The sequence below is a fragment of the Agrobacterium sp. MS2 genome (assembly GCF_003261015.1).
GTDB lineage: Bacteria > Pseudomonadota > Alphaproteobacteria > Rhizobiales > Rhizobiaceae > Agrobacterium > Agrobacterium pusense.
This window is the reverse complement of record NZ_QLNF01000010.1, coordinates 17,094-41,380: the sequence shown is the minus strand read 5'-3', so window position 1 is coordinate 41,380 and position 24,287 is coordinate 17,094. Positions and strand designations below refer to the sequence as shown.

The following is a 24,287-nucleotide window of genomic DNA, read 5'->3' as shown; positions in this document are numbered from 1 at the left end:
GTCACTTAACCATGAATCAGAAAATTCTTCTCGCTGAAGACGATAACGATATGCGCCGCTTCCTCGTCAAGGCGCTGGAAAAAGCCGGTTACAAGGTTTCTTCCTTCGACAATGGCGCAAGCGCTTACGACCGGCTGCGCGAGGAGCCCTTTTCCCTTCTGCTCACCGATATCGTCATGCCCGAAATGGACGGTATCGAGCTTGCACGACGCGCGACCGAACTCGACCCGGACCTGAAAGTCATGTTCATCACCGGCTTTGCAGCGGTTGCGCTGAATGCCGATTCGAAGGCTCCGAAGGACGCCAAGGTGCTTTCCAAGCCGTTCCATCTGCGCGATCTGGTGGATGAGGTCAACAAACTCCTTGTGGCGTAAGGCCTCTCAAAAAACCTTCACAAAACCGAAAAAAAGCAGTTGACGCATGAACCGGTTTTGTGGTCTATCCGCCGCCACGGAGGGCGTGTAGCTCAGCGGGAGAGCACTACGTTGACATCGTAGGGGTCACAGGTTCAATCCCTGTCACGCCCACCATCCGAATTCATAAAGGGGTTTCTGAGCAGTCAGGAACCCTTTTTTCGTTTCTCCTTCAGCCCAGCCCTTTTTCCTCGGAAGCGATTTCTGTCGCTGCTGGCTTTCGCCTGCGCACGAGCTTCATATCACTGCGGGCGGGGTATGTTTGCAATAAATTTCGCATTAAAAAATAAAATTCAATGCTGTTGACGTATCCGGTTTTTCCAGCTATCCCATCAGCACGCAATAAATTACAGAGACTAAAATTTATTGCGCGACAAGTCATTATCCTTGGGAGGGGAATATGTTGGCTTTTCTGAAATCGACCGTCGCTGCGGGTATATTGGCCGTGGCGCTTGCGGCTGGCGCCGGCTCGCCGGCCGCCGCCGCAGGCAAGTTTGCCTGTGAACCCGGCGAAACCTATGTGATGAATGTCATGGTTTCCAGCCATCCCTATTGGGTTCCGGTATTTGAAGGGTTCAAGCAGGCCGCCAAGGCGCTCGGCTGCGAAGCTGTTTTCACCGGCACGCCGGAATATGACATCACAAAGCAGATCGCGTCCTTCGAGCAGGAGCTGGTGAAGAAGCCGAAAGGCGTTCTCCTGCACCCGATGCAGGCCGATCCTTTCATCGAGCCGATCAACAAGGCGATCGCCTCAGGTGTATCCGTCACCACTTTTGCCGCCGATTCTCCGAAGTCGAAGCGCACCGCCTATATTACCTCGGACAATGTCGCAGAGGCGAAGTTTGCGGCTGACGAAATCGTCAAGAAGCTCGGCGAAAAAGGCGAATATGCCGTTCTGGAAAATCCGGGCCAAAGCAACCATGATCTGCGCGTTACCGCCCTCATAGACTATATGGGGCGGACTTATCCGCAGATGAAGCTCGTTGGCCGGCAAGCGACCAACCAGGATGCAAACGTCGCTTATCAGGCAACCGCCGCACTACTGCAGGCCAATCCCAATCTAGGTGCATTGTGGATCCCTGAGGCCGGTTCGGCTGAAGGTGCGACGACCGCCGTTCTCGAGGCAAAAAAGAAGGTCCTGATCCTGCATGCGGATATCACGCCGGCAACGCTGGAACACATCAAGCAGGGTAATATCTATATGGCCATCAATCCCAATCAGGGGGTTCAGGGCTTCATGGGTTTCATGAACACGTTTCTCGGTGCTCATTCGGACCTGATCGACCCGTTCAACGACTACAAGGTCTCCGGCTTCAACCCGATGCAGGTGCCTTCGATGGACAATGGTTTTGCCGTCATCACCAAGGCCAATGCCGCCTCCTTCGATCTCAACGAATATATGAAGGGGCGCTGAGGCGTCGATCTGGACCCGGCGAGGTTTACGCCTCGCCGGCCATGTGGGAAAGCCGGTTCGGGAGGGCGTTATGGGTGAGGCCATCCTCAGCATGACGAATATTCATAAGGCATTCGGGCCCGTGAAGGCGTTGCGGAGTGCTGCACTTGACCTGCGGCGCGGCGAAATCCACGCGCTGGCCGGGGAAAACGGTGCCGGAAAGTCGACGCTGATGCATATCATTGACGGCATTCTGCAGCCCGATGGAGGGGAGATCCTGCTGGATGGCAAGCCGGTCAAGATATCCTCGCCTAATGTGGCGAACCGGCTCGGCATCGGTTTCGTGCATCAGGAGATCGCTCTTTGCCCTGATATTTCGGTTGCCGAAAACATGTTTATGTCAGAGACCGGTCGAAGCCGTTCCTGGTTCATGAATTACCGCGACCTGGAAAAGCGGGCGGCAGCGGTGCTGCGGGAGATCGGCGACATCGATCCCGCCAGCCGCGCGGGCGGCCTTTCGATTTCGCAGCAGCAGATCGTTGAGATTGCCAAGGCGTTGACGCTGGATTGCCGCATTCTGATCCTCGATGAGCCAACGGCAGCGTTGACAGAGACCGAAGCCCAGACACTTTTCCGGATCATGCACCGGCTGGCCGACCGCGGCATTGCCATCATCTATATTTCGCATCGCATGGCGGAGATTTTCGAACATTGCGACCGCATCACCGTCATGCGCGACGGTTGCCATATCAGGACGGAGAATATTGCTGATATCTCCCCTGAGGAAGTCGTTAACAGCATGGTGGGACGGTTACTCGACAAGCTCTACCCGCCGAAGCTCTCGGATGATGAGAAGTCTGACGACGTCATTCTCTCTGTTCGGGGTCTGAATGAAGGAAAGCGCGTTTTCGATGTCGGTTTCGATCTGCGTCGGGGTGAAATCCTGGGGTTGGCTGGACTGATCGGTGCGGGAAGAAGCGAGATCGTGCGGGCGGTCTGCCGGCTGGAGGGCAAGCCGACAGGCGAGGTTATGTTACGTGGCCGGCGGCTTGGTCTGAAAGACTATCGTGACAGCATCCGGGAAGGGATCGTTTATCTTTCCGAGGACCGCAAGGGGGACGGGCTGTTCCTGAACATGTCCATCGCCGCCAATGTCTCCGCGCTCGACATAGGAAGGATATCGAATGGCATGGGTTTCATCGAACGGCGCAAAGAGATGAAGCGCGCAGATGAGCTGGGGCGCCGGCTGAAACTGCGGGCGAACAGCGTCGGTGATTCCGTCTCGACCCTGAGCGGCGGCAACCAGCAGAAGGTGGCGCTGGCGAAGATGCTGTCGGTTGAACCGAAGGTCATCTTTCTGGATGAGCCGACACGGGGGGTGGATGTGGGTGCCAAGGCGGAAATCCACCGCCAGATCCGGGAACTGGCGCGTGAGGGGGTTGGCGTGGTCGTCATCTCCTCCGAACTGCCGGAACTCATCGGCGTCAGCGATCGTGTGCTTGTCGTGCGCGAGGGGCGCATCACCGGCGAGGTCGAGGGGGACGACATGACGGAGGAGAAGATCATGCAGCTCGCGTCGATCAATACTGTGCAGAATGCGGCGGAAGCCTGAGGGAGCGGGAAAATGGCAACATCGGAAACACCTTCAAGCCTTGCCGGGACGGCGGCTCGCCGGACAGCGTGGTGGGAGCCGGCGCTCAAGGCGCGGGAAACCGGGCTGATCGTAATCATTCTCGCGCTTTTTGCCGTGATGTCCTTCATCTCGCCGTACTTCCTGACCGTGGACAATCTGCGGGCCATGGCCATGGTCTTCGCTATCGAAAGCATCGTCGTGGTGGGCATGACGATTCTTCTGATCTCTGGTGGCATCGATCTTTCGGTGGGATCCGTTACGGCGCTCGCGATGGTGGCAGCCGGCTGGCTTTTCCTCAACGGCGTCGACCCCTGGGTGGCGGCGGGGTTGGCAATCTGCCTGACGACATTGGTCGGCATGGTCATGGGATTTCTGACCACGGTCATCGGTCTGCATCATTTCATCGTGTCGCTGGGCGTCATGGTCATTGCGCGCGGTGTTTGCCTGCTGGCGACCGGCGGGCGGCCGCTCGGGCTCTACTCCCTGCCGCCGGAATTCAAGTTCATCGGTCAGGGTGTGATTGGCGGCATTCCGCTGGTGCTGATCATATTTATGGTGGTGGTCGTTTCTTTCGATCTGCTGCTGCGGCGCACGACTGCTTTCCGCAAGGTTTTTTACACCGGCAGCAATCCCAAGGCCGCGGCCTATTCCGGTATCCGTGTCGGCCGCGTGGTCTTCGCCACCACAACGCTTTGTTCGATGCTTTGCGGTGTTGCAGGTGTTATCTACATGGCGCGCTTCGGTTCTGCCCAGCCAAGCTTCGGCATCGGCATGGAACTCAACGTCATTGCGGCCGCGGTCATCGGCGGCGCCAGCCTTTCGGGCGGTTCGGGTACGATTCTTGGCGCGATCCTGGGAGCCATCCTTCTCTCGGTGGTTTCCAGTTCGCTTGCCTTGCTCAATGTGTCTGTCTACTGGCAGGACATCATCAGGGGCAGCATCTTGCTGGCTGCGGTACTGTTCGACCACTATCTGGTCAGGCGCCGCCGTTGAGCGCCGTCCGCTCGCCCGAAGGTAACTGGAGAAAGACGATCATGCTGGATATCAAGGACGATTTCGATCAACAGAGGCAGATGTATTCCGTCCTGGTGCTGCATTTCATCGAAGGGGTGAAACAGTCCGAAATCGCCGAGCGGCTCAACCTTTCCCACACCAAGGTGAACCGCATGATCGCGGCCGGCCGCAAGGCGGGCATGGTGAAGATCAGCATCTCCAGTCCTTATCAGCGGCTTGTGGACCTTGAAAACGAGGTCACCCGCCGGTTTGGCCTTAGACAATCCGTCGTTACGCCAACGGTATCGGATAATCCGGAAACAGCCTTGCAAATGGTCGGGCGGGTGGCCGCAAACCATTTGCTGGAAACGATCCGCGACGGCGATGTGATCGCGATTACGGGCGGCAAGGCGGTGAGTGCGGTTGTCGACAATCTGCAGGCGGAGCGCCGTTTCGATGTGCGGGTAGTGCCGCTCACCGGCGGGGTGCAGGGCAAGCATTACACCGATGTCAATCATCTCGCCACGCAACTGGCGGAAAAACTTGGCGGCAGCGCCTCGCTGCTGCACGCACCGTTATTCGCCGAAGACGAGGAACAGCGCGATCTCCTCATGAATGTTGCATCGATCCGTGAGGTTTTCGATCTGGCGCGTCAGGCGCAGGTGGCGCTGGTCGGCATTGGTTCGGTGGAGGCGCCAGGCTCTGGCTATTACGATCTTCTGCCGGATGCCGCCCGTGGCGGACAGGCGCTGGTGGATGCCGGCATTGCCGGCGAGTTCCTCGCCCACCTCACCATGGCGGACGGGCAGCTTGCCCGGATCGATCTCAACTCGCGCGTCGTGGCGCTGGACCCCGGGCAACTTGCCCGGTGCCCAAACATCATCGGTGTCGCAGCAGGCGCCATCAAGGCCGGCCCGGTGGCGGCCACGCTTGCCGGCCACTATCTGACCTCGCTGGTCGTGGATGAAGCGATAGCCGGCTACTTATTGAATCATGAAGGAGGGGAGACCTCGTGACGGACAACGCAATATTGACCCGGACGATAGGCAAAAGCGGTATCAACGCATCTGCCGTGGGGCTTGGAACCTGGGCCATCGGTGGCTGGATGTGGGGCGGCACCGACGAGCGGCAGTCCATAGCAGCCATCCAGGCCTCCATCGATGCGGGGATTTCCCTCATCGATACTGCGCCAGCCTATGGCATGGGGCTTGCCGAAACAATCGTCGGCAAGGCAATTGCCGGCAGACGTGACAAGGTGGTGCTGGTCACCAAATGCGGGCTTGTGTGGCATGTGAATGAGGGCGCTTATTTCTTCCATCAGGATGGCAAGCCGGTTCATCGTTATCTCGGCGCCGCATCCATCCGGTACGAGGTCGAAGAGAGCCTGAAACGGCTTGGGACAGATTATATCGACCACTACATCACCCATTGGCAGGATGCCACGACGCCGATTGCCGAGACAGTCGGGGCTTTGGTGCGGCTGAAGGAAGAGGGGAAGATTCGTTCCATCGGGGCAAGCAACGTTTCGCAGGCCGATCTGGAAGCCTATATCGCCACCGGGGCGCTGGATGCCATTCAGGAAGAATATTCCATGGTAAAGCGCGATATCGAGACGACGCTCCTGCCCGTTTGCCGGGAGAATGCCGTCTCGGTTCTCAGCTATTCGTCGCTGGCGCTCGGTCTCCTCTCGGGCAAGGTCGGGCCGGAGCGGGTTTTTGCGGAAGATGACCAGCGCCACGGCAATCCGCGCTTCAGCCAGGCCAACCGTGAAAAGATCGCGCGTTTGATCGGCGTGCTGAAACCGGTGGCGGCCGCCCATTCCGCCTCAGTGGCACAGGTGGTGATTGCCTGGACGATTGCCCAGCCGGGTATAACATTCTCGCTGTGTGGCGCACGCGATCCGGCTCAGGCGGTTGAAAACGCCGCCGCGGCGCGTCTTCGCCTCACAGAGAGTGAGTTGGCGCTCATCAGCACTGGTATCGCGGAGCATCTCGTGGGTCTCAATACCTGATTATGTAGCTGGAACGGGGTTTCAGGCGCACATCGCATAATTTCGTTCCCTTTCTCACGTCGCTTAACGGTCAACAACATTGGGACGCTGGTCATCGCCAGCGAACGGTATTCCTATGCCCAGTTTTCGCGAGGACGCTCTCCGTCGCATCCGGCAAGACGGTGATTTCGACGCCGTGGTCATCGGCGGCGGTATCAATGGCATCGCCGCCTATCGTGATCTTGCCCTGCAGGGGCTGAGAGTTCTTCTGGTCGAGCGCAGCGATTTCTCCTCGGGCTGCAGCGCTGCTCCCTCGCGGATGATCCATGGCGGCCTGCGTTATCTGGAAAACGGCGAATTCGGCCTGGTGGCGGAATCCCTGCGGGAGCGCGATGCACTTCTGAGGCTCGCACCGCATATGGTTCGGCCGCTGCCGACCACGATCCCGATTTTTTCGACTTTCAGCGGCCTGTTCAATGCGGCAGCAACCTTTGCCGGCTCCGGTGGGAAACCCGCAAGCCGGGGCGCGCTCGCCATCAAGGCGGGTCTGATGCTCTATGATTTCGTCACTCGCAAAAACCGCATCTTGCCCCGTCACGTCTTTCGCGGCGCGGCCGATACTTTGCAGCATTGGCCGGATCTGACACCGGAGATCAGATATTCCGCCACCTATTACGATGCTTGGATAAGCCAGCCCGAACGGCTTGCTCTGGAGCTTCTGATCGACAGCCAGTCGGATGCGCCGCAAAGCGTTGCACTGAACTATGCCGAACTCGTCCGTGTGGGTGATGGATATGGTCTGCGGACGGAGGAAGCGGACGAAATCCTGCCGATACGGCCCCGGATCATCATCAATGCAACGGGAGCCTGGATCGACGAGACGATCGGCGTATTGGCCGATGGCCCGGCGTCGGACAGGGCAAAACCCGCCGTTTCAGGCACCAAGGGATCGCATCTGATCCTTGCCAATGAGGAACTGCTCAAGGCGCTGAACGGCCACATGATTTTCTTTGAAAACACGGACAACCGGGTCTGCATCCTCTTCCCTTATCTCGACCGGGTTCTTGCGGGATCGACCGATATCAAGGTGGATCGGCCCGCGCGGGTGCGCTGCGAGCCCGAGGAACGGGACTACATTCTGGACGCGATCCGGCAGGTCTTTCCGCAGATTGCCGTCGATCGCTCCGACATCGTCTTCAGTTTCAGCGGTATACGCCCGCTGCCGCGAAGCGATGCCGCCTTCACCGGGAAAATATCCCGCAGCCATTTCATCCACCGCGTTGCGAGTGATCCGCCGCAGCTCTGCATGATCGGCGGCAAGTGGACCACTTTCAGAGCTTTTGGCGAACAGGTGACCGACGAGGTTCTGGCCTTTCTTGGACGAAAGCGGCTGACCGGCACCATGGACCGCGCAATCGGCGGCGGCAGGAATTTTCCGGCCGGTGCAGGCGGCCTGCCTGCCTTGTTGTCGGAGGAGTTTTCCATTGCCGCAGACCGGGCGGAGCATCTGGCCCTGGCTTACGGCTCCCGCGCGTTTGAGCTGATGGGTTTTTGCCGGGATCGTTCGGATGACGTGCGGCTTTCAGAAAAATCGCCGATCACGGCAGCGGAAGTGGTCTGGCTCATCCGTTGCGAACAGGTGCGGCACCTGACCGATCTCGTCCTGCGTCGCACGACGCTCGCCATCACCGGCGTCATCGATGCCGATCTGATCGACGCGATGCTCGCCGTTGCAGCGCGCGAGTTGGGCTGGCTGCCAAATCAGGCGTCAGCGGAACGTCAGCGGCTCATTCACGAGCTGGAGACCTTTTACGGGGTCACGCCGGCAATGCTTCAACACAGATGCAAGGAGAATGCATGATGATGCGGATTTCGAAGAAGGCGCGCATGAACAGGCTGTTCAGCAATGGCGGCTGTCTGGATGTGGCCATCGATCACGGGGTTTGTAACGAGCCGAGCTTCCTCGTCGGGCTGGAGGATATGTCGCAGACCGTGGACAGGCTGGTAGAGGCTCGCCCCGACGCCATCCAGATGGCCTACGGCCAGGCAGACCTGCTGCAGCAGCGGCCGGAGCGCGACAAGCCGGCGCTCGTCATGCGCATCGACATGGGCAACCCCTATAACTCAACACGCCACAGGACCATGTGGTCGCAGCTTCAGAATTATCATGACCCGATCATCGGCGCGCTGGAAATGGATGCCGCCTGCGTCGTCGTGAACCTGTTCATGCTGCCGGACGAACCCGAGCTCTTTCGTCAATGTGTTGAAAACATCAGCCGCGTGCGCGCCGATTGCCATCGTTTCGGCATGCCGCTGATGATCGAACCTTTGGTCATGCTGCCGAATGATGTGCGCGGCGGTTATCAAGTGGATGGCGATGCCGAAAAGATCGTTACGCTGGTTCGTCTTGCCTCGGAAATGGGAGCCGATATCATCAAGGCCGATCCGACCAGTAACCCGCAGGACTTTCACAGGGTGATCGAGGCGGCGCGGTGCCCGGTGCTGGTGCGGGGCGGGGGGCGTGAGGACTTGCGCAATGTATTGGCGAAATCGGCGGCTCTGGTGGCCGAAGGTGCAAACGGCATGGTTTACGGGCGCAATATTTACCAGCACGACAATCCCAAGGCCGTTGTTGCGGCGTTGATGGCCATCATCCATCAGGGTGCGGGTGGTGAGGAAGCATGGGATATCTATAATCGTGGCTGACAAAAATCACATATTGGGTCTGGATGTCGGCAACACGGTCATCAAGGCTGTGCTGTTCGACACGGCGGGCCGACAGGTTGCGCAACACGCGATCGACGGACAGTCGACATTCCCGCAGCCCGGCTATGTCGAGCGCGATCTCGAGGAATTGTGGCGCAACGGTTGCGAGGCGATCCGGCAGCTTCTGGTAAAAGCGGCTGTCGATCCTCGCAGCATCCTCGCGGTAGGCTGCGCCGGCCATGGCAATGGTCTTTATCTTCTAGACAAGAAACAACAGCCCCTGATCGGCATCCAGTCGCTCGACAGCCGCGCCGCCGATGTGGCGGCCGAGCTTGACGGGAAAAGCGGAGCGCAATTGCAGGCCCGCTGTCTGCAGCGGCCATGGCCTGCGCAAACCCCGAGCCTTTTGGCCTGGGTGAAGCGACATGTACCCGATCTCTACGCCCGGACCGGCACGGTGTTGTTCTGCAAGGATTTCGTCAATTTCCGCCTGACGGGCCGCCTTGCCAATGATATTTCCGATCTCAGCGGCGCGGGACTTTTGGCTTTGCCGGAAGCGCGGCTCGACCGCGAGCTTCTGTCTCTTTACGATATCGAGGACGCGTTCGCGTTTTTCCCCCATCGCGTGGAATCGGCCGACATCGTCGGCCGGGTGACGGGCGAGGCTGCGGCTATGACGGGGCTATCCGAAGGCACACCCGTCATCGGCGGTTTCTTCGATGTGGTCTCCAGCGCCATGGGGTCGGGCGTCATCAATGCCGGGGAAGCTTCGATCATTGCCGGCACCTGGAGCATCAACCAGGTTTTCGCAGACAGGCCGGTCATCAGTCCCGATGTCTTCATGGTTACGACCTTTGGCCGCAACCGCTATGTCAATATCGAATCCAGCGCCACCTCCGCCGCCAATCTCGAATGGTACGTGCATCGTGTTCGCGGTGACCACGGCGACCAAGCCTTCGAGCGCTGCAACGAATTGGTCGGCTCCGTTACCCCGCGCGCCGACGATCCGTTCTTTCATCCGTTCATTTTCGGCTCGCGGCTGGGTGCGGAATTTCGCGGCGGCTTTTACGGCCTCGCGGGATGGCACGGCGAAGGTCACATGTTACGCGCCCTGTTCGAGGGTGTGTGTTTTGAGCATCGCCGCCACATCGGCGTCTTGCGCGAAGCGGGCTTGCCGGTGGAAAGCGCCGTGATGTCTGGCGGCGGTTCCCGCAGCCAGCATTGGCCGCAGATCATGGCTGATGTCCTGGAAATTCCGCTACGTGTCGCGGAGGCCCGCGAGACAGGCGCGCTCGGTGCTGCCATTGGTGCGGCCGTGGCGATTGGACTTTATCCCGATTATGAGGAGGCGGTTTCGGCGATGACACGGGTTGCGAATGCCTACCAGCCGGATGCTGCGCAAGTCTCGCATTATGCGCGGCGTTATGGTCTTTATGCGGAGTTGACCGCGCAGTTGCGTGGCTTCTGGAGCGCCTTGCGGCTGGCGCGAACCTGAAAGTGCACCACGTCCAGACGATCAACCGGGCCGCCGCCGGACGAAGCGTTGCTCCAAGACCTCGCTTCCCCATTGGCTGCCCGGATATTCCTCGACGCATGTAAAACCATGGGTCTCGTAAAGGTGGCGTGCGGTCGAGAGACCGTTGAATGTCCAGAGATGGGTTGCGGCGAAGCCATTTTTGTCGACAAAGGCCAGTGCTGTTTCGAGCAGTCTGCGTCCGACAACGCTGCCACGCACACCGTCGTCGACAATAAACCAGCGCAGATGCGCAATATTCGCTCCGAGATCTTCACCGTCGATCGCGACGGAGCCGATGATTTGCTGGCTGCGCATTGCAACCCAGATCGCGTTCTTCGGGCTGTCCAGCCGGTTGAAAAAAGCCGCGAGGCCCTCTGCTACAACGGATTCGAAACGCTGGCCGAAGCCGGATGTCCGGGCGTAATAAAGCGCATGCATCTGCGTGATGCGAGCGATGAGCCCCGGCCTGTAGCCTTCGATGACCTCGACGGCCGGAGCCGTGACATCGCCCCTGTCTCCCAGCGCATCGGCATAAAGGCGTAGCCCTTCCAGAACCGTGAGAGCTTGCGCCGGGCCGATCCGTGTTAAGGCACTCGATACCTGCCGATTTGCGAAGGCGTGAATGGTTCCCACCCTATTGTGCCCGGGTTTGGTCAGGCGGAGCCGTTTGATTCGGCTATCGTCGATATCCGTCTCCTCCAGGAGGTCTCCTGAAAGGACGAGTTTGCGAAGCATTCGGCTGACGCTCGATTTCTCCAGCCTGAGCAACTTTGCCAGATCCCGAGCTGTGATGCCGGGGCACGCCTCGATCTCGATCAGCGCGTGCACGGCGGAGGGCGGCAGATCAGTGCCGGCAAAATCTCCTCCCATAAAGCCGAGTTCGCGAACAAGCCGCCGCGAGATGGAGCGGATATCGTGTATGGGAAAGGGCTGTTCAGGCATGGTTAATCCAATATGGTTGCATGATGCAACCATATACACATGCGGAACGGTCTGCCAAGGCCATCTCGGCATAAGGACTGGCTTTCTTGGCAAATATTGGCGATCCTCCTTCCATGCACCGATAAAGCGCCTCTCTGCCGCACCAGGGAGGTCAATAATCCGGTCAGGGAGCAGATATGCCCGATACGCCCCGCTTTTTCCGTTATGCCGTTTTGGTTGCGATGTTCCCCGTCGCCGCCCTCGGGCTTGTGGGAACGCCAAATGAATATCGCGCCGTCGGTATCGAGGCTATCGATTGCGACGGCCCCCTATCGGTTCTTGTCGCTGCCGTGCCGGCGTTTTTGGCCTATGCCGTCATCGGCTGGTTGTTTTTGTCTGGCGCCAGGCGCCATCGTTCGCTAATTTCCGGTGGCATTTGCGTGCTGGTATCCCTGGCGCTCACTTGGAACATCGGTCTGGCGCTTCAGGAACATCAACGAAACGCGGCTGAAATGGTCTGCGGTGGCAGTGGCAGGCTTTGACCTGCCCTGAGATCGTGGAACGCTTCCCTAGTCCCGGAACCGGAGGTTGCGGCGGGTCAGTTGCTCGACAGTTGTGCAGCCCATCAGCTTCATGCCGCGCTCGATTTCGATACGCATTGTTTCCAAGGCCCTCTCGACCCCCGCCTGGCCTGCAGCGGCAAGCGGGAAAAGATAATAGCGGCCAAGCCCCACGGCTTTTGCCCCCAGAGACAGGGCTTTTAGTACATGGGTGCCACGCTGAATGCCGCCATCCATCATCACGTCAATCCGGTCACCGACCGCATCGACGATCTCGGCCAGCTGGTCGAAAGCGCTGCGGGAACCATCAAGCTGGCGGCCGCCATGATTGGAGAGCACGATGCCGCTGCAGCCGATCTCGACGGCACGCCGGGCGTCGTCCACCGACATGATGCCTTTCAGGCAAAAAGGTCCGCCCCATTCGCGCACCATCTGCTCCACGTCCTCCCAATTCATGGAAGGATCGAGCATTTCGGTGAAATAGCGGCTGATGGAGAGCGCTCCACCGTCCATCTTGATGTGATCGTCGAGTTGCGGCAGGCTGAAGCGCTCATGGGTCAGATAATTGATGCCCCATGCCGGCTTCATGGCAAATTGCGCAATGCCGGAAAGATTGAGCTTGAAGGGAATGGCAAAGCCGGTGCGCTTGTCGCGCTCGCGGTTTCCGCCGGTGATGCTGTCCACCGTCAGCATCATGGTTTCCACACCGGCGCTTTTTGCGCGCGCCATCATATCGCGGTTGAGGCCACGGTCCTTGTGGAAATAAAACTGATAGACCTGCGGCCCGCCGCTGATGCGGCGCGCTTCCTCCAGACTTGTGGTGCCGAGCGAGGACACGCCGAACATCGTGCCGAATTTGCCGGCCGCCGCAGCAACCGCCCGTTCTCCCTGATGGTGAAAGAGGCGCTGAAGTGCCGTCGGGGAACAATAGACCGGCATTGACAGCTTCTGCCCCATGACGGTGACAGACATATCCACATCGGCAACGCCGCGCAGCACGTCCGGAACCAGATCGCATTTTTCGAAGGCGGCCGTGTTTCGTCGATACGTCACCTCGTCATCGGCAGCGCCGTCGATGTAGTTGAAGATCGGTCCGGGAAGACGCTGTTTGGCCATGCGGCGAAAATCGTGGAAATTATAGCAGTCTTTGAGTTGCATCTGTTGCCCGACCGGTCAGGTTTGAAAGCTCGAAAAAGATCGAGTGAACCTATACCGGGTCTCAGGGGCGGGCAATTGCGTCCGGGGCGAATTTTGCAGTTCTCAGGTGGTTAGCGATCCCGGCGACCTAGGTCCTCGAGACGGCATGCAGCGCCTTGCCGGTATCAAGAAAGCTCGTAATGTTGGCGACTGTCGTGTCCGCAATGTTTGTGAGTGCTTCCTGTGTGAAGAAACCCTGGTGACCGGTCACCAGAACATTGGGAAAGGTCAACAACCGCGCGAAAACGTCATCGCGCAACACGTCATTGGACAGATCCTCGAAAAAGAGATCGGCTTCCTCCTCGTAGACGTCAATGCCGAGGGAACCGATGGTGCCGTCTTTCAATCCGGCAATCGCGGCCTGCGTGTCGATGATGGCGCCGCGGCTGGTATTGATGAGCATTACGCCCTTTTTCAGCAGCGGCAGCGTTTCGCTACGAATGAGATGGCGGGTCTCCGGTGTCAGCGGGCACATCAGTGTGAGTATGTCCGACGCGCGGAACAGCTCCTCCCGCGTGACATAGGTCATGCCCAGCGCCACGCAATCCGGATTCTGCCGGATATCGTGGCCGAGCAGACGGCAGCCGAAGCCGGCCGCGATACGCGTGAAGATCGCTCCGATCTTTCCCGTGCCTACAACACCAACCGTCTTCCCGTGGAGATCGAAGCCAAGCAGCCCGTCAAGTGCGAAATTTCCCTCGCGAACGCGATTATAGGCGCGGTGAATCTTGCGGTTGAGCGACAGGATGAGCGCCATGGTGTGTTCCGCCACCGCATAGGGCGAATAGGCCGGCACGCGCGCAATGGTGAGGCCGAGCTTTTCGGCGGCCTGAAGGTCCACCTGATTGAACCCGGCGCATCGCAGGGCGACAAGTCGCACGCCCATTGCCGCAAGTTTCTCGAGCACCGGTCCGGACAGGTCGTCATTGACGAAGGCACAGATCGCCATCGCTCCCTCCGCCAACGCCACCGTTTCGGCAGACAGGCGCGCTTCGCAATATTGCATCTTCACGCCAGGGTGGGCGGCAGCGTCAAGGAACTGCCGGTCATAGGGCTTGGCGCTGTAAACCACGATCCGCATCTGCGTCTCCAGTCTCCAAAAGAAAGCTGCCGTCACAGGGCGGTGCGTTCGGCAGATGGCTCAGCCGTGAAGGCCCGGGGCTTCCTGTCCGGTGCTTTCGACATATTCGGTGTACCCGCCACCATATTGATGGATACCATCGGGCGTCAGTTCCAGAACCCGGTTCGAAAGGGCGGCCAGGAAATGACGGTCATGCGAAACGAAGAGCATCGTGCCTTCATAATCCGAAAGGGCCTTGATCAGCATTTCCTTGGTGTCGAGATCGAGATGGTTGGTCGGCTCGTCCAGCACGAGGAAATTCGGCGGATCGAACAGCATGGCAGCCATGACGAGACGGGCCTTTTCACCGCCGGAAAGAACGCGGCAACGTTTTTCCACGTCGTCGCCGGAAAAACCGAAACAGCCGGCAAGGGCGCGCAACGGCGCCTGCCCCGCCTTTGGAAAGCGCTCTTCCAGCCATTCCAGGATGGTGCTGTCACCGTCAAGAACATCCATGGCGTGCTGGGCGAAGTAACCGAGCTTGACGCTGGCGCCGAGGGTAACCTTGCCGGAATCCGGTTCCGCCGTGCCGGTCACGAGCTTCAACAGCGTTGATTTTCCTGCACCATTGACGCCCATGATGCACCAGCGTTCCTTGCGCCGCACCATGAAGTCGAGATCGCCATAAATGGTGCGGCTGCCATAGGCCTTGTTCACCTTCTTCAGCGCCACGACATCCTCACCCGAGCGGGGCGCCGGCGCGAATTCGAAAGCAACAGTCTGGCGCCGGCGTGGCGGCTCGACGCGATCAATCTTGTCGAGTTTTTTCACGCGGCTCTGCACCTGCGCGGCATGCGAGGCGCGCGCCTTGAAACGTTCGATGAACTTGATTTCCTTGGCGAGCATGGCCTGCTGGCGTTCAAACTGTGCCTGCTGCTGCTTTTCATTCTGCGCGCGCTGCTGTTCGTAAAAGCCGTAGTCGCCGGAATAGGTGGTGAGACTCCCGCCGTCGATTTCGATGATCTTGTTGACGATGCGGTTCATGAATTCCCGGTCGTGCGAGGTCATCAGCAGCGCGCCGTCATAATTCTTCAGGAAATCCTCAAGCCAGATCAGGCTTTCAAGATCGAGATGGTTGGAGGGTTCGTCGAGCAGCATCACGTCCGGCCGCATCAAAAGGATGCGGGCAAGCGCGACGCGCATCTTCCAGCCGCCGGAAAGCTTGGAAACATCGCCATCCATCATCTCCTGGCTGAAGCTCAACCCGTCCAGCACCTCACGCGCACGGCCTTCCAGCGCGTAACCATCAAGCTCTTCGTACCGCGCCTGCACTTCGCCGTAACGTTCGATGATGGCGTCCATCTCGTCCATCCGGTCGGGATCGGACATGGCGGCTTCCAGTTCCCGAAGCTCCGCCGCGACCTCGCTGACCGGGCCTGCACCCTCCATAACCTCGGCCACGGCCGAGCGGCCGGACATTTCACCGACATCCTGATCGAAATAGCCGACCGTCATGCCCTTCTCGACGACGACCTGACCCTCGTCCGGCTGCTCCTCGCCGGTGATCATCCGGAAAAGCGTGGTCTTGCCGGCACCGTTCGGACCGACAAGGCCGATCTTCTCACCGCGATTGAGCGCGGCGGAGGCCTCGATATAGAGAATGCGGTGACTGTTCGACTTGCTGATGTTTTCGATGCGGATCATGACAGGGCCTGTGAATGGGAGCGGCCCTCCTATGCCACGGGCCGCCGCCGCTGTCACCTGCCGCACATGTTCTGTCAGCCATGCAGCGGACAAGGCGCTCCGGCGCGGCGCGCCGGAAGCCGATCAGTTGGTGAGCGTGGCTATGCTGCCTGCAGCCTTGCGGGCGATTTCGCCAAAGGCTGTTACGATCTGCTCCATGTTTTCAGGGGCGTAATAATTGTCAGCGCTCGATGCGCAATATTGCAGCAGCGCCTTGCCCTTGTCCGGCGCCATGAAGGCGACGCTGAAAATCTTGATTCCATCTTTCTTGGCAGTCTCGCAGGTGGTGCGCACCGACTGGTCGATGCTGGAATTCCACGAGGCGCTGTTTCCCGTCATTTCGCCATCGGTCATCAGAACAATATAGCGCTCGAAGGATTCGTTCCCCTGCGTTTTATGTGCCTTCGCCTCGTCGGGATTGGCTTTCTTGAGTGCGTTATAGGCGGCGTTCAGGCTGCTGCGGGCATCCGTGCCGCCGGTGGGAAATTCCGGAATCTGTTTGTCCACATAGCTGACAACACTGCTCGTGCCCCAGCTGAGGGGCTGGGCGGCATAGGTCTCGTGCGTATAGACCGAGGCACCTGTCCGCACCAGTTGCGAACTGCCGTTGGCAGTGTAAGTCGGGTCGGCCTTGTTCAATGTGGCGACGAGAAATCCGACCGCGGTTTTGAGCGACGTGGCCTTGTTGACATAGCAGGGGCTGGACGTAACCTGCGCTTCGCTCTTGCCCCAGTTGCTGGCGGTATAATTCGGGCACGACTTTTTTGCGGCATTGACGGTATCCGTCTTGAACGACATCGAGCCGGAACGATCAAGTGCCAGATACATGGAGATTGGAGCACCCTTGTTGACGGTGCTCTTTGCGGTGCCGGTTACCGAAAGATCGAGTGTTTTTGCGCCAATGAACCCGAGCAGCGGATTGAGCTGAACCTGGTGGTTGATCGTGGTTTCGATCGTGTAGGTCTTGCCGCGGGCATTTTCCGTCGTCGTGATGCTGGTTGGAGAATTCTCCTCCAGTTTCTTTTTTTCTTCTTCGGTCAGGCTTTTTTCCATCTGCGCCGCAATGAACCCCTTGGCGATTTCCTTGATCTGCTCATCCGTCAGATCGCCCTTTTTCAGCCGCGCCTCGGTTGCCGCCGCAAGGGCGGCTGAATCCGCAGTGTTCTGCATGTCCGCTTTCACCTGCATCACATTCGCCAACTCCATGCCGGCACCGGCAAAACCGAGCAAGACAGGCAGCAGGATTGCCGTCATGATGCCGAAATTGCCGCTCTTATCGGTCAGGAAACGGCGCTTCAATTTGTCAGGTGCGGAGGCGGTCATAGGGGGGCTCACCGATTAGAATATTCGACTGAGCGCAGGAAACCCGCAAACGATGTAAAATCCGCTAAGGTGATCGGTTCAATTTTACGCAGTGGTCAAATTGACGCAGCTTTCAAAGTATTTTCAAGAATTGTCGTCGCGAAGGTCTGGAATAATACACGTTGTGTCATTGCTGGACGGGGATCACGTCGACCGCCTGTTTTATCTGCTGATTGCCGTAGCTCTTCAATACCCCGATAACGGGGGCGACATCGGAATAATCCCTGCCATAACCGACGACGATATGGTCGCTCCCCGCCACGATGTCGTTGGTGGGATCGAGCTCCAGATAACCGGCAGCCTCGCCGCACCAGATGCGCACCCAGGCGTGCATTGCATCGGCGCCTTCAAGCCGTTCCTTGCCGGGCGGAGGAATGGTACGCAGGAAACCGCTGACATAACCGGCGGGAATGCCGAGGCTGCGCAAGGCCATGATCATGATATGCGAAAAATCCTGGCACACGCCGCGCTTTAGTTTGAAGGCCTCCGCGGGTGTCGTATCAACGGTCGTCGCCTCGCCGTCATAGGTGAAGTCCTTATGGATCCGTTTGCACAGAGAGAGCGCAATTTCGCGAATGGTCATTCCGGGCTTCAGCACTTCCCGGGCATAGGCGGATATCGCCGTGTCCATTCCGATCCTTGGACTAGAGCCGATAAAGTGGTGCGGTGACTGGAAATCGAGCGACCACACGCCGGCGAGGTCCTGCGGCAGGCGGGAAAGCTCGGGCGAAAAATCCGCCGTCAATGCCGGGGCTTCCACCATCACCCGCGCCTGCATGCGAATATCGAGCTTTTCATGCGGTGCGCGCAGATGCACCGATGTTGCCGAGAGATGAAAGAAATCCTCGAAGACGGCCCGTTCTTCCGGCGTCGGCGAAACGTCGATGGAGCCGGCGACAAGCCGCTGTCGACCCGGGATGGAGAGCGGCAGGACGCGAATGATGTGGCGTGCGCCATGGGCCGGCGTGTCGTAGGTGTAACCCATATGCAGGGAAAGATCATAGAGCATAGGATTATCCAAGATAGGTCCGGGCCAGAACATCGGAAAGATGCTCCATGTCGGTTTCGAGCTGGCGGTAGATCGCGCCATTCATGTTTTCCGGCGTCATGACCGCCAACCCGGAATGCAGACGCATCGCCTCGCGGTAGAAGGGCGACATCTGGCCGTTGACGAAGGCGTTTGGAAGCTGCTCCACCTCGGTGCGGATCTCGTTCAGCTGAAACAGGATCGAGCGGGGATTGAGCGGGTCGAGTGCCAGAAGATCGGTCACGGTCAGACCTGCCGTATTGACGTTATACCGCCGGCGATGGGTCATGACGCTGTCGCCGATTTCAAGCAGCATGTCATAGGATCCATCTGGCGCGTCCGGGCCGGTCATATGGCCGAGAAGGCGCGTCATATGCAGTCCACGTTCGAGATAACGGCCGATCGACAGGAAACGCCAGCCGGTAAAGCGATACATGTTTTCGTGCACCAGGCCGGCAAAGCCCGCAAGCTTGCGCAAGAGGACCGTCATGGCATGGGTCGCGTCGTCGCCGGGAGCCACTTTCGCGTGGAAACGGCGGGCTGTCTTGGCAAGATCGTTCAGCGCCAGCCATCCGTCCGGTGAAAAGCGGTCACGAATGTTGCTGGCGGAATAAAGCGCGCTGTTGATGTTGGTAAGCAGGCTTTCCGGCACGGCATCGTTCATCTCCACATCAAGCGCTTCGAGATACCGCGTGACATGCGCGAGCAGCGGCTGGCGCGGATCAGCGGATTCGGCATAACGCCCATGCCAGGCGCGAAGGATGCGCAAGGCGCCTTCAGAGCGCTCGATGTAACGACCCAGCCAGAAGAGATTGTCGGCCGCGCGGCTTGGCAGGCTGCCCGGCATGTTGCGGGTGAAGCTCTCTTCCGCCGGCAGAAGCGTGGTGCGCTCCACCGGTCTGTCGCTGACGATCCAGACATCAGCCGCGCTTCCGCCCGATTGCATGGCGATGGCGGACACGTCGTCACCGCTGCCGATCCGGGCAAAGCCACCCGGCATGATCTGCCAGCCATCCTGGGTACGGGCGGCAAATACACGAAGGCTCATCGGGCGCGGCACGAGCTTGTTGTCGACATAGGCTGGGGTGGTTGAAAGCTTCACCACTTCCTGGCCCACCAGCCTGTGGCCATCGGAGGCAAGCCAGTCGCTGATCGATTCCTTTGCAGTTTCTCTCAGGGAAGAGCCGAGCACGGACTGGCCGTTATCGTCGAAGAATGGAAGCCGGGAATAGGCCGGGCCAATGACCATGCCTTCGATATTGCCGGCGACGTGACGGCGTTCAGCCTCCTGTCCGCACCACCAGGTGGCGATGGACGGCAATTTCAGTTCTTCGCCGAGAATGTGGCGGCAGATGCGCGGCATGAAGGCAAGCAGCGCCCGCGTTTCCAGAATTCCGCTGCCGAGCGCGTTGACGATGGTGAGCGCTTCATTGCGCAATGCCTGTACCATGCCCGGCGTGCCGATATGGGATTGCTGGTTGAGCTCCAGCGGATCGGAATAGGATGCGTCGAGACGCCGCCAGAGGACGCCGATCGGCTTCAACCCGGCAACCGTTCTGACCATGACGCGGCCATTGACAACGGTCAGGTCTTCGCCCTCCAGCAGCATGAAGCCAAGATAACGGGCGATATAGGCGTGTTCAAAATAGGTCTCGTTGGCCGGGCCGGGTGTTAACACGGCGATCCGGTCGTCAGGGTGTTTTCTTTGCGCCTGCAGCGTGTCGCGGAAAGCACCAAAAAACGAGGCCAGACGGTGAACATGGGTTTCGGCATAGATGTCGGAGAGCGCACGCGTGGTCGCCACCCGGTTTTCGAGCGCGAAACCCGCACCGGAGGGCGCTTGTGTCCTGTCGGCCAGCACCCACCAGTTGCCATCTGGCCCACGCCCGATCTCGAAGGAACAGAAATGCAGGTAATGACCGCTTGCCGGCTTTACGCCGACCATGGGGCGCAGATATTCGGGATTCGAGGCAATCAGCGCCGGCGGCACATAACCTTCCTTCACCAGTCGGTTTTCGCCGTAAAAATCGGCGACCATGGCTTCCAGAAGATTGGCGCGCTGCTTCAACCCCTCGGCAAGAACCGTCCATTCCCGGTCGTCGATCAGCACCGGAATATGGGAGATTGGCCAGTTTCTTTCGCTGCTGCCCTTGCCGTAATCGCGGTAGAACACGCCGGCATCGCGCAGATAGCGGTCAGTGCGGGCAAAACGCTCATGCAGCTCCCGCTCAGACATGCGCGAGAGGGCCTCGAGCAGGGTCTTCCAGACCGGTCTCACCGTGCCGTTGTTATCGAGCATTTCGTCGGCAACGCCAGGCAAAGGGGAATATTCAAGCCCGCTTGGTCGCGCGCTCGCTTCCGTCTTGCGTTCCGTTGCCGGGGCTTTGGACAATTTATACTCCGTAAGGCCGGCGCAGATCGAGCGTCAGCGGAAATTCTGGCGACACGGTTTCCGCCCGAAGCGGGTATTGCCCTGCCGTATGCCCCCATGGTTCGAAACGGGCGAGGCGGCGTGCCTCCGCCTCATTGCCGTTAACGGGAAATGTCTCGTAATTGCGCCCGCCCGGATGAGCAACATGATAGATGCATCCGCCGATCGATCGCCTCGACCATGTATCATAAATGTCAAAGGTCAAGGGTGAATTGACGGGCAGCACGGGATGCAGGCCGGAAGCGGGCTGCCATGCCTTGAAGCGGACGCCGGCAACCGCGACGCTGCGGTTTTCCGTCGGAGTCAGCGGAACGGCGCGGCCGTTGCAGGCCACCGCGTAGCGGGCGGGATTGGACGTTTCGAGCCGCACCTGCAGGCGCTCGACGGAGCTGTCGACATAACGCACGGTGCCGCCGATGGCGCCCTGTTCGCCCATCACATGCCAAGGTTCCAGCGCCTGGCGCAATTCCAGCTTTGATCCTTCATATTCCACCTCCCCGAAGAAGGGGAAACGGAACTCCTGCTGGGCGGTGAACCATTCGGGCTTCAGGTCGAAACCGTTTTCCCTGAGGTCTGCAAGCACATCCAGGAAATCCGCCCAGATATAATGCGGTAGCATGAAACGATCGGCGAGTGCCGTGCCCCAGCGCACGAATTTGCCGACGGCCGGGTTTTTCCAGAAACGCGCGATGAGAGCACGCACCAGCAACTGCTGGGCAAGCGACATGCGCGCATTCGGCGGCATTTCGAAACCGCGAAATTCCACCAGCCCGAGGCGGCCGGTCGGTCCATCAGGCGAAAACAGCTTGTCGATGCAGATTTCGGCGCGGTGGGTATTGCCCGTTACATCCGTCAGGAGATTGCGGAACAGGCGGTCAACCAGCCATGGCAAGGGCGGAACGCCTTCACCGGGCAGCGGCACCTGCGCAAGCGCGATCTCCAGTTCGTAGAGACTGTCGTGCCGGGCTTCGTCGATACGTGGCGCCTGGCTTGTCGGGCCGATGAAGAGCCCTGAGAAGAGATAGGAAAGCGAGGGGTGCCGCTGCCAGTGCAGCACAAGACTTTTCAGAAGATCGGGTCGGCGCAGGAATGGGCTGTCATTGGGATTGGCGCCGCCCACCACTACATGGTTGCCGCCGCCGGTGCCGGTATGACGGCCATCGATCATGAATTTGTCGGCACCGAGACGTGACTGGCGCGCCTCTTCGTAGACTGCGGTGGTAATGTCGACACAGTCCTTCCAGCTTGAAGCGGGGTGGATGTTGACCTCTATGACACCGGGATCGGGCGCGACGCGGATTACATTGATACGCTCATCATGCGGCGGCGCATAACCCTCTATGTGGACTGGCAATCCAAGAGCGGCGGCTGCCGCCTCCGCTGCTGCAATCAGCTCGAGATAGTCCTCGATGCGTTCCACTGGCGGCATGAAGACGCAGAGCCTGCCATCACGCGGTTCCACCGACATGGCGGTGCGCACCGCGCCGCCGATTTCACCGATCGTCTGCTCTACGCGTTCCTGCCCCGCGGCTTCGCTGGCATGGAAAGAAGCTTCGGGCATGGCGCGGCCCGATGGCGTGAAGACGTCGGGAAGCGGACCGCGAGGGATCGAGGGGTTGGCCTCGTGAATATAGGGATAGGCGGATGGCGGCACATAGGGCAGGGTGCCGAGTGGCAGGCGGTAACCCACCGGGCTGTCACCCGGAACGAGGAATATTTTACCGCGCCGCGTCTTCCATTTTTCGCTGATCCAGCGCTTGCCGGCGGCGCGCGCATTCCACGCCTGAACGGGAAGAATATAGCCGGTCGGTGTCGTCAGTCCCCGCTCGAAGACGCGGGCTATGCGGTTTCGCTCCTCCGGGTCCTTCAGCTTGGAATTTGACGGGTCAACATTGTCGGGAAGGCTTCCTTCCTTGATGATCCATTCCGCCGGATCCTCATAGGCCGGCAGCACCAGCTCCCGTTCGATGCCGAGATGGGAGGCGATGCCGCCCAGCAGTTTCTGCGCGTCTTCCGCCTTTGCGCCGGTATTCGCGCCCTCCTCGGCGACAAGCGCCGGGTTCTTCCAGATCGGCAGGCCATCCTTGCGCCAATAGAGCGAGAACGTCCAGCGCGGCAGGCTTTCGCCCGGATACCATTTTCCCTGGCCGTAATGCAAAAACCCACCCGGTGCGAAACGCTCGCGCAGGCGGCGGATCAGAAGGTCGGCCTTTTCGCGCTTTGTCGGCCCCACCGCACCGGTGTTCCACTCATCGGATTCGAAATCGTCGATGGAAACGAAGGTCGGTTCGCCGCCCATGGTCAACCGGACATCATGGGTATTCAGAACCTCATCGACCTCCTGGCCGAGCGCATTGAGTTCGTCCCAGCTTTCGTCCGAAAAAGGCTTGGTAATGCGCGGCGTCTCGGCAACCCGCCGGACCTGCATGTCGAAGGCGAATTCCGTGTTGGCATGGCCGTAATAGCCGCCGGAAATAGGCGCGGCGTTGCGGTAATGCGGTGTTGCCGCCAAAGGAATATGGCTCTCGCCGGTCAATAGACCGGACGTGGGGTCGAGGCCGATCCAGCCCGCACCCGGCATATAAACCTCGGCCCATGCGTGCAGATCGGTGAAGTCCACCTCGGTGCCGGATGGGCCGTCCAGCGCCTTGAGGTCCGGTGTCAACTGGATGAGATATCCCGACACGAAACGGGCAGCGAGGCCAAGATGCCTCAGGACCTGCACGAGCAGCCAGCTGGTATCGCGGCAGGACCCCTTGCCGGAAGCAAGCGTCTCCTCAGGTGTCTGGACGCCGGGTTCCATGCGGATGACGTAACCGATCTCCTGCTGCAGGCGGGCGTTGAGGCCGACGACCATGTCCACCGTCTGTTGACCTGGAGTGCGGTCGACAGTGGCCATGAAGGCGGCGAGCAGAGGACCGGTCGGTTCCGGCTTCATGTAGATGGAGAGATCGTCGCGCAGTTCCTGCGGATAGTCGAAGGGCCACTTTGTCGCCTCTTCCTCCACAAAGAAATCGAACGGATTATAAACCGTCATATCGGCGACAAGATCGACCTCGATCTTGAATTCACTCACCGGTTCCGGAAAAACGAAGCGGGCAAGGTAATTGCCGTAGGGATCCTGCTGAAGGTTTACGAAGTGATTGGAGGGTGAAACCTTGAGAGAGTGGCTGATGACGCTGGTTCTGGAATGTGAGGCGGGCTTCAGTCTGATGATCTGTGGTCCAAGGCGAACCGGATTGTCGTATTTATAATGCGTCAGATGATAGATGCTCGCTTTGATCGCCATTAATCTGCCTTGCCCGGTTTTCCGGCTTATGCGGTTTGTCCGCCCCTCTGAAA

Annotated in this window: 18 protein-coding genes and 1 tRNA gene; 11 read left to right on the top strand and 8 right to left on the bottom strand. The window is 59.4% G+C overall.

The features are described 5' to 3' along the window. Positions 1–11: 11 nt before the first annotated feature. The 10 genes from cpdR (at position 12) to DOU54_RS04065 (ending at position 10,623) form a co-directional block, all read left to right on the top strand. Positions 12–374, top strand: coding sequence for a cell cycle two-component system response regulator CpdR (gene cpdR, locus DOU54_RS04110; RefSeq protein ID WP_003497910.1), 363 nt, complete (start codon positions 12–14; stop codon positions 372–374). 81 nt (positions 375–455) lie between these two features. Next, a tRNA-Val gene (locus DOU54_RS04105) sits at positions 456–530 on the top strand. Positions 531–813: 283 nt separating this feature from the next. Further along, positions 814–1,827, top strand: a complete 1,014-nt coding sequence (locus tag DOU54_RS04100) for a substrate-binding domain-containing protein (protein ID WP_113730799.1) — start codon at positions 814–816, stop codon at positions 1,825–1,827. Between the two features lie 70 nt (positions 1,828–1,897). Continuing rightward, complete coding sequence (locus DOU54_RS04095) at positions 1,898–3,418, top strand: sugar ABC transporter ATP-binding protein (RefSeq protein WP_113730797.1); 1,521 nt, start codon at positions 1,898–1,900, stop codon at positions 3,416–3,418. A gap of 12 nt (positions 3,419–3,430) precedes the next feature. Continuing rightward, complete coding sequence (locus DOU54_RS04090; RefSeq protein ID WP_111813673.1) at positions 3,431–4,432, top strand: ABC transporter permease; 1,002 nt, start codon at positions 3,431–3,433, stop codon at positions 4,430–4,432. Between the two features lie 41 nt (positions 4,433–4,473). Beyond that, positions 4,474–5,448 (top strand): sugar-binding transcriptional regulator, encoded by a 975-nt coding sequence (locus tag DOU54_RS04085; RefSeq protein WP_169692138.1) that lies wholly within the window; start codon positions 4,474–4,476, stop codon positions 5,446–5,448. Further along, the gene (locus tag DOU54_RS04080; protein ID WP_113730795.1) at positions 5,445–6,443 is read left to right on the top strand and encodes an aldo/keto reductase; all 999 of its coding nucleotides are present in this window, start codon (positions 5,445–5,447) and stop codon (positions 6,441–6,443) included. The genes DOU54_RS04085 and DOU54_RS04080 overlap by 4 nt, the downstream gene beginning before the upstream one ends. A gap of 115 nt (positions 6,444–6,558) precedes the next feature. After that, positions 6,559–8,283: a glycerol-3-phosphate dehydrogenase/oxidase gene (locus DOU54_RS04075; protein WP_113730793.1), complete on the top strand. Its 1,725-nt coding sequence runs from the start codon at positions 6,559–6,561 to the stop codon at positions 8,281–8,283. 2 nt (positions 8,284–8,285) lie between these two features. Further along, positions 8,286–9,128: a class I fructose-bisphosphate aldolase gene (locus tag DOU54_RS04070; RefSeq protein ID WP_113730857.1), complete on the top strand. Its 843-nt coding sequence runs from the start codon at positions 8,286–8,288 to the stop codon at positions 9,126–9,128. Next, complete coding sequence (locus DOU54_RS04065; RefSeq protein ID WP_193603296.1) at positions 9,121–10,623, top strand: FGGY-family carbohydrate kinase; 1,503 nt, start codon at positions 9,121–9,123, stop codon at positions 10,621–10,623. The genes DOU54_RS04070 and DOU54_RS04065 overlap by 8 nt, the downstream gene beginning before the upstream one ends. A 21-nt stretch (positions 10,624–10,644) precedes the next feature. Here the strand turns inward: DOU54_RS04065 and DOU54_RS04060 are convergent, their stop codons facing one another. Further along, positions 10,645–11,586, bottom strand: coding sequence for a bifunctional helix-turn-helix transcriptional regulator/GNAT family N-acetyltransferase (locus tag DOU54_RS04060; RefSeq protein WP_193603295.1), 942 nt, complete (start codon positions 11,584–11,586; stop codon positions 10,645–10,647). Positions 11,587–11,762: 176 nt separating this feature from the next. Between DOU54_RS04060 and DOU54_RS04055 the strand changes: the two genes are divergently transcribed. Continuing rightward, complete coding sequence (locus tag DOU54_RS04055) at positions 11,763–12,107, top strand: hypothetical protein (RefSeq protein ID WP_006699943.1); 345 nt, start codon at positions 11,763–11,765, stop codon at positions 12,105–12,107. Positions 12,108–12,134: 27 nt separating this feature from the next. Here DOU54_RS04055 and DOU54_RS04050 read toward each other — a convergent pair whose 3' ends face one another. From DOU54_RS04050 to DOU54_RS04020, 7 genes are all read right to left on the bottom strand, one after another. Beyond that, positions 12,135–13,283 carry an alpha-hydroxy acid oxidase gene (locus DOU54_RS04050; protein WP_022563314.1) on the bottom strand — a complete coding sequence of 383 codons (1,149 nt, stop codon included), beginning with the start codon at positions 13,281–13,283 and terminating at the stop codon, positions 12,135–12,137. A gap of 127 nt (positions 13,284–13,410) precedes the next feature. Next, on the bottom strand, positions 13,411–14,403 hold the full coding sequence (locus DOU54_RS04045) for a 2-hydroxyacid dehydrogenase (protein WP_113730792.1): 993 nt from the start codon (positions 14,401–14,403) through the stop codon (positions 13,411–13,413). Between the two features lie 60 nt (positions 14,404–14,463). Continuing rightward, the gene (locus DOU54_RS04040) at positions 14,464–16,086 is read right to left on the bottom strand and encodes an ABC-F family ATP-binding cassette domain-containing protein (protein ID WP_113730790.1); all 1,623 of its coding nucleotides are present in this window, start codon (positions 16,084–16,086) and stop codon (positions 14,464–14,466) included. Between the two features lie 123 nt (positions 16,087–16,209). Continuing rightward, on the bottom strand, positions 16,210–17,448 hold the full coding sequence (locus DOU54_RS04035) for a vWA domain-containing protein (RefSeq protein ID WP_022563317.1): 1,239 nt from the start codon (positions 17,446–17,448) through the stop codon (positions 16,210–16,212). A gap of 166 nt (positions 17,449–17,614) precedes the next feature. Then, positions 17,615–18,496: a transglutaminase family protein gene (locus tag DOU54_RS04030; protein WP_113730788.1), complete on the bottom strand. Its 882-nt coding sequence runs from the start codon at positions 18,494–18,496 to the stop codon at positions 17,615–17,617. Positions 18,497–18,500: 4 nt separating this feature from the next. Then, positions 18,501–20,906 (bottom strand): circularly permuted type 2 ATP-grasp protein, encoded by a 2,406-nt coding sequence (locus DOU54_RS04025; protein WP_113730786.1) that lies wholly within the window; start codon positions 20,904–20,906, stop codon positions 18,501–18,503. Between the two features lies 1 nt (position 20,907). Further along, positions 20,908–24,234 (bottom strand): transglutaminase family protein, encoded by a 3,327-nt coding sequence (locus DOU54_RS04020; RefSeq protein ID WP_113730785.1) that lies wholly within the window; start codon positions 24,232–24,234, stop codon positions 20,908–20,910. Positions 24,235–24,287: the final 53 nt, after the last annotated feature.

Excerpts from the sequence above, each read along its gene's own strand:
- cpdR (WP_003497910.1), top strand. The coding sequence starts at position 12 with ATGAATCAGAAAATTCTTCTCGCTGAAGACGATAACGATATGCGCCGC.
- DOU54_RS04100 (WP_113730799.1), top strand. The coding sequence starts at position 814 with ATGTTGGCTTTTCTGAAATCGACCGTCGCTGCGGGTATATTGGCCGTG.
- DOU54_RS04095 (WP_113730797.1), top strand. The coding sequence starts at position 1,898 with ATGGGTGAGGCCATCCTCAGCATGACGAATATTCATAAGGCATTCGGG.
- DOU54_RS04090 (WP_111813673.1), top strand. The coding sequence starts at position 3,431 with ATGGCAACATCGGAAACACCTTCAAGCCTTGCCGGGACGGCGGCTCGC.
- DOU54_RS04085 (WP_169692138.1), top strand. The coding sequence starts at position 4,474 with ATGCTGGATATCAAGGACGATTTCGATCAACAGAGGCAGATGTATTCC.
- DOU54_RS04075 (WP_113730793.1), top strand. The coding sequence starts at position 6,559 with ATGCCCAGTTTTCGCGAGGACGCTCTCCGTCGCATCCGGCAAGACGGT.
- DOU54_RS04070 (WP_113730857.1), top strand. The coding sequence starts at position 8,286 with ATGCGGATTTCGAAGAAGGCGCGCATGAACAGGCTGTTCAGCAATGGC.
- DOU54_RS04060 (WP_193603295.1), bottom strand. The coding sequence starts at position 11,586 with ATGCCTGAACAGCCCTTTCCCATACACGATATCCGCTCCATCTCGCGG.
- DOU54_RS04055 (WP_006699943.1), top strand. The coding sequence starts at position 11,763 with ATGCCCGATACGCCCCGCTTTTTCCGTTATGCCGTTTTGGTTGCGATG.
- DOU54_RS04050 (WP_022563314.1), bottom strand. The coding sequence starts at position 13,283 with ATGCAACTCAAAGACTGCTATAATTTCCACGATTTTCGCCGCATGGCC.
- DOU54_RS04045 (WP_113730792.1), bottom strand. The coding sequence starts at position 14,403 with ATGCGGATCGTGGTTTACAGCGCCAAGCCCTATGACCGGCAGTTCCTT.
- DOU54_RS04040 (WP_113730790.1), bottom strand. The coding sequence starts at position 16,086 with ATGATCCGCATCGAAAACATCAGCAAGTCGAACAGTCACCGCATTCTC.
- DOU54_RS04035 (WP_022563317.1), bottom strand. The coding sequence starts at position 17,448 with ATGACCGCCTCCGCACCTGACAAATTGAAGCGCCGTTTCCTGACCGAT.
- DOU54_RS04030 (WP_113730788.1), bottom strand. The coding sequence starts at position 18,496 with ATGCTCTATGATCTTTCCCTGCATATGGGTTACACCTACGACACGCCG.
- DOU54_RS04020 (WP_113730785.1), bottom strand. The coding sequence starts at position 24,234 with ATGGCGATCAAAGCGAGCATCTATCATCTGACGCATTATAAATACGAC.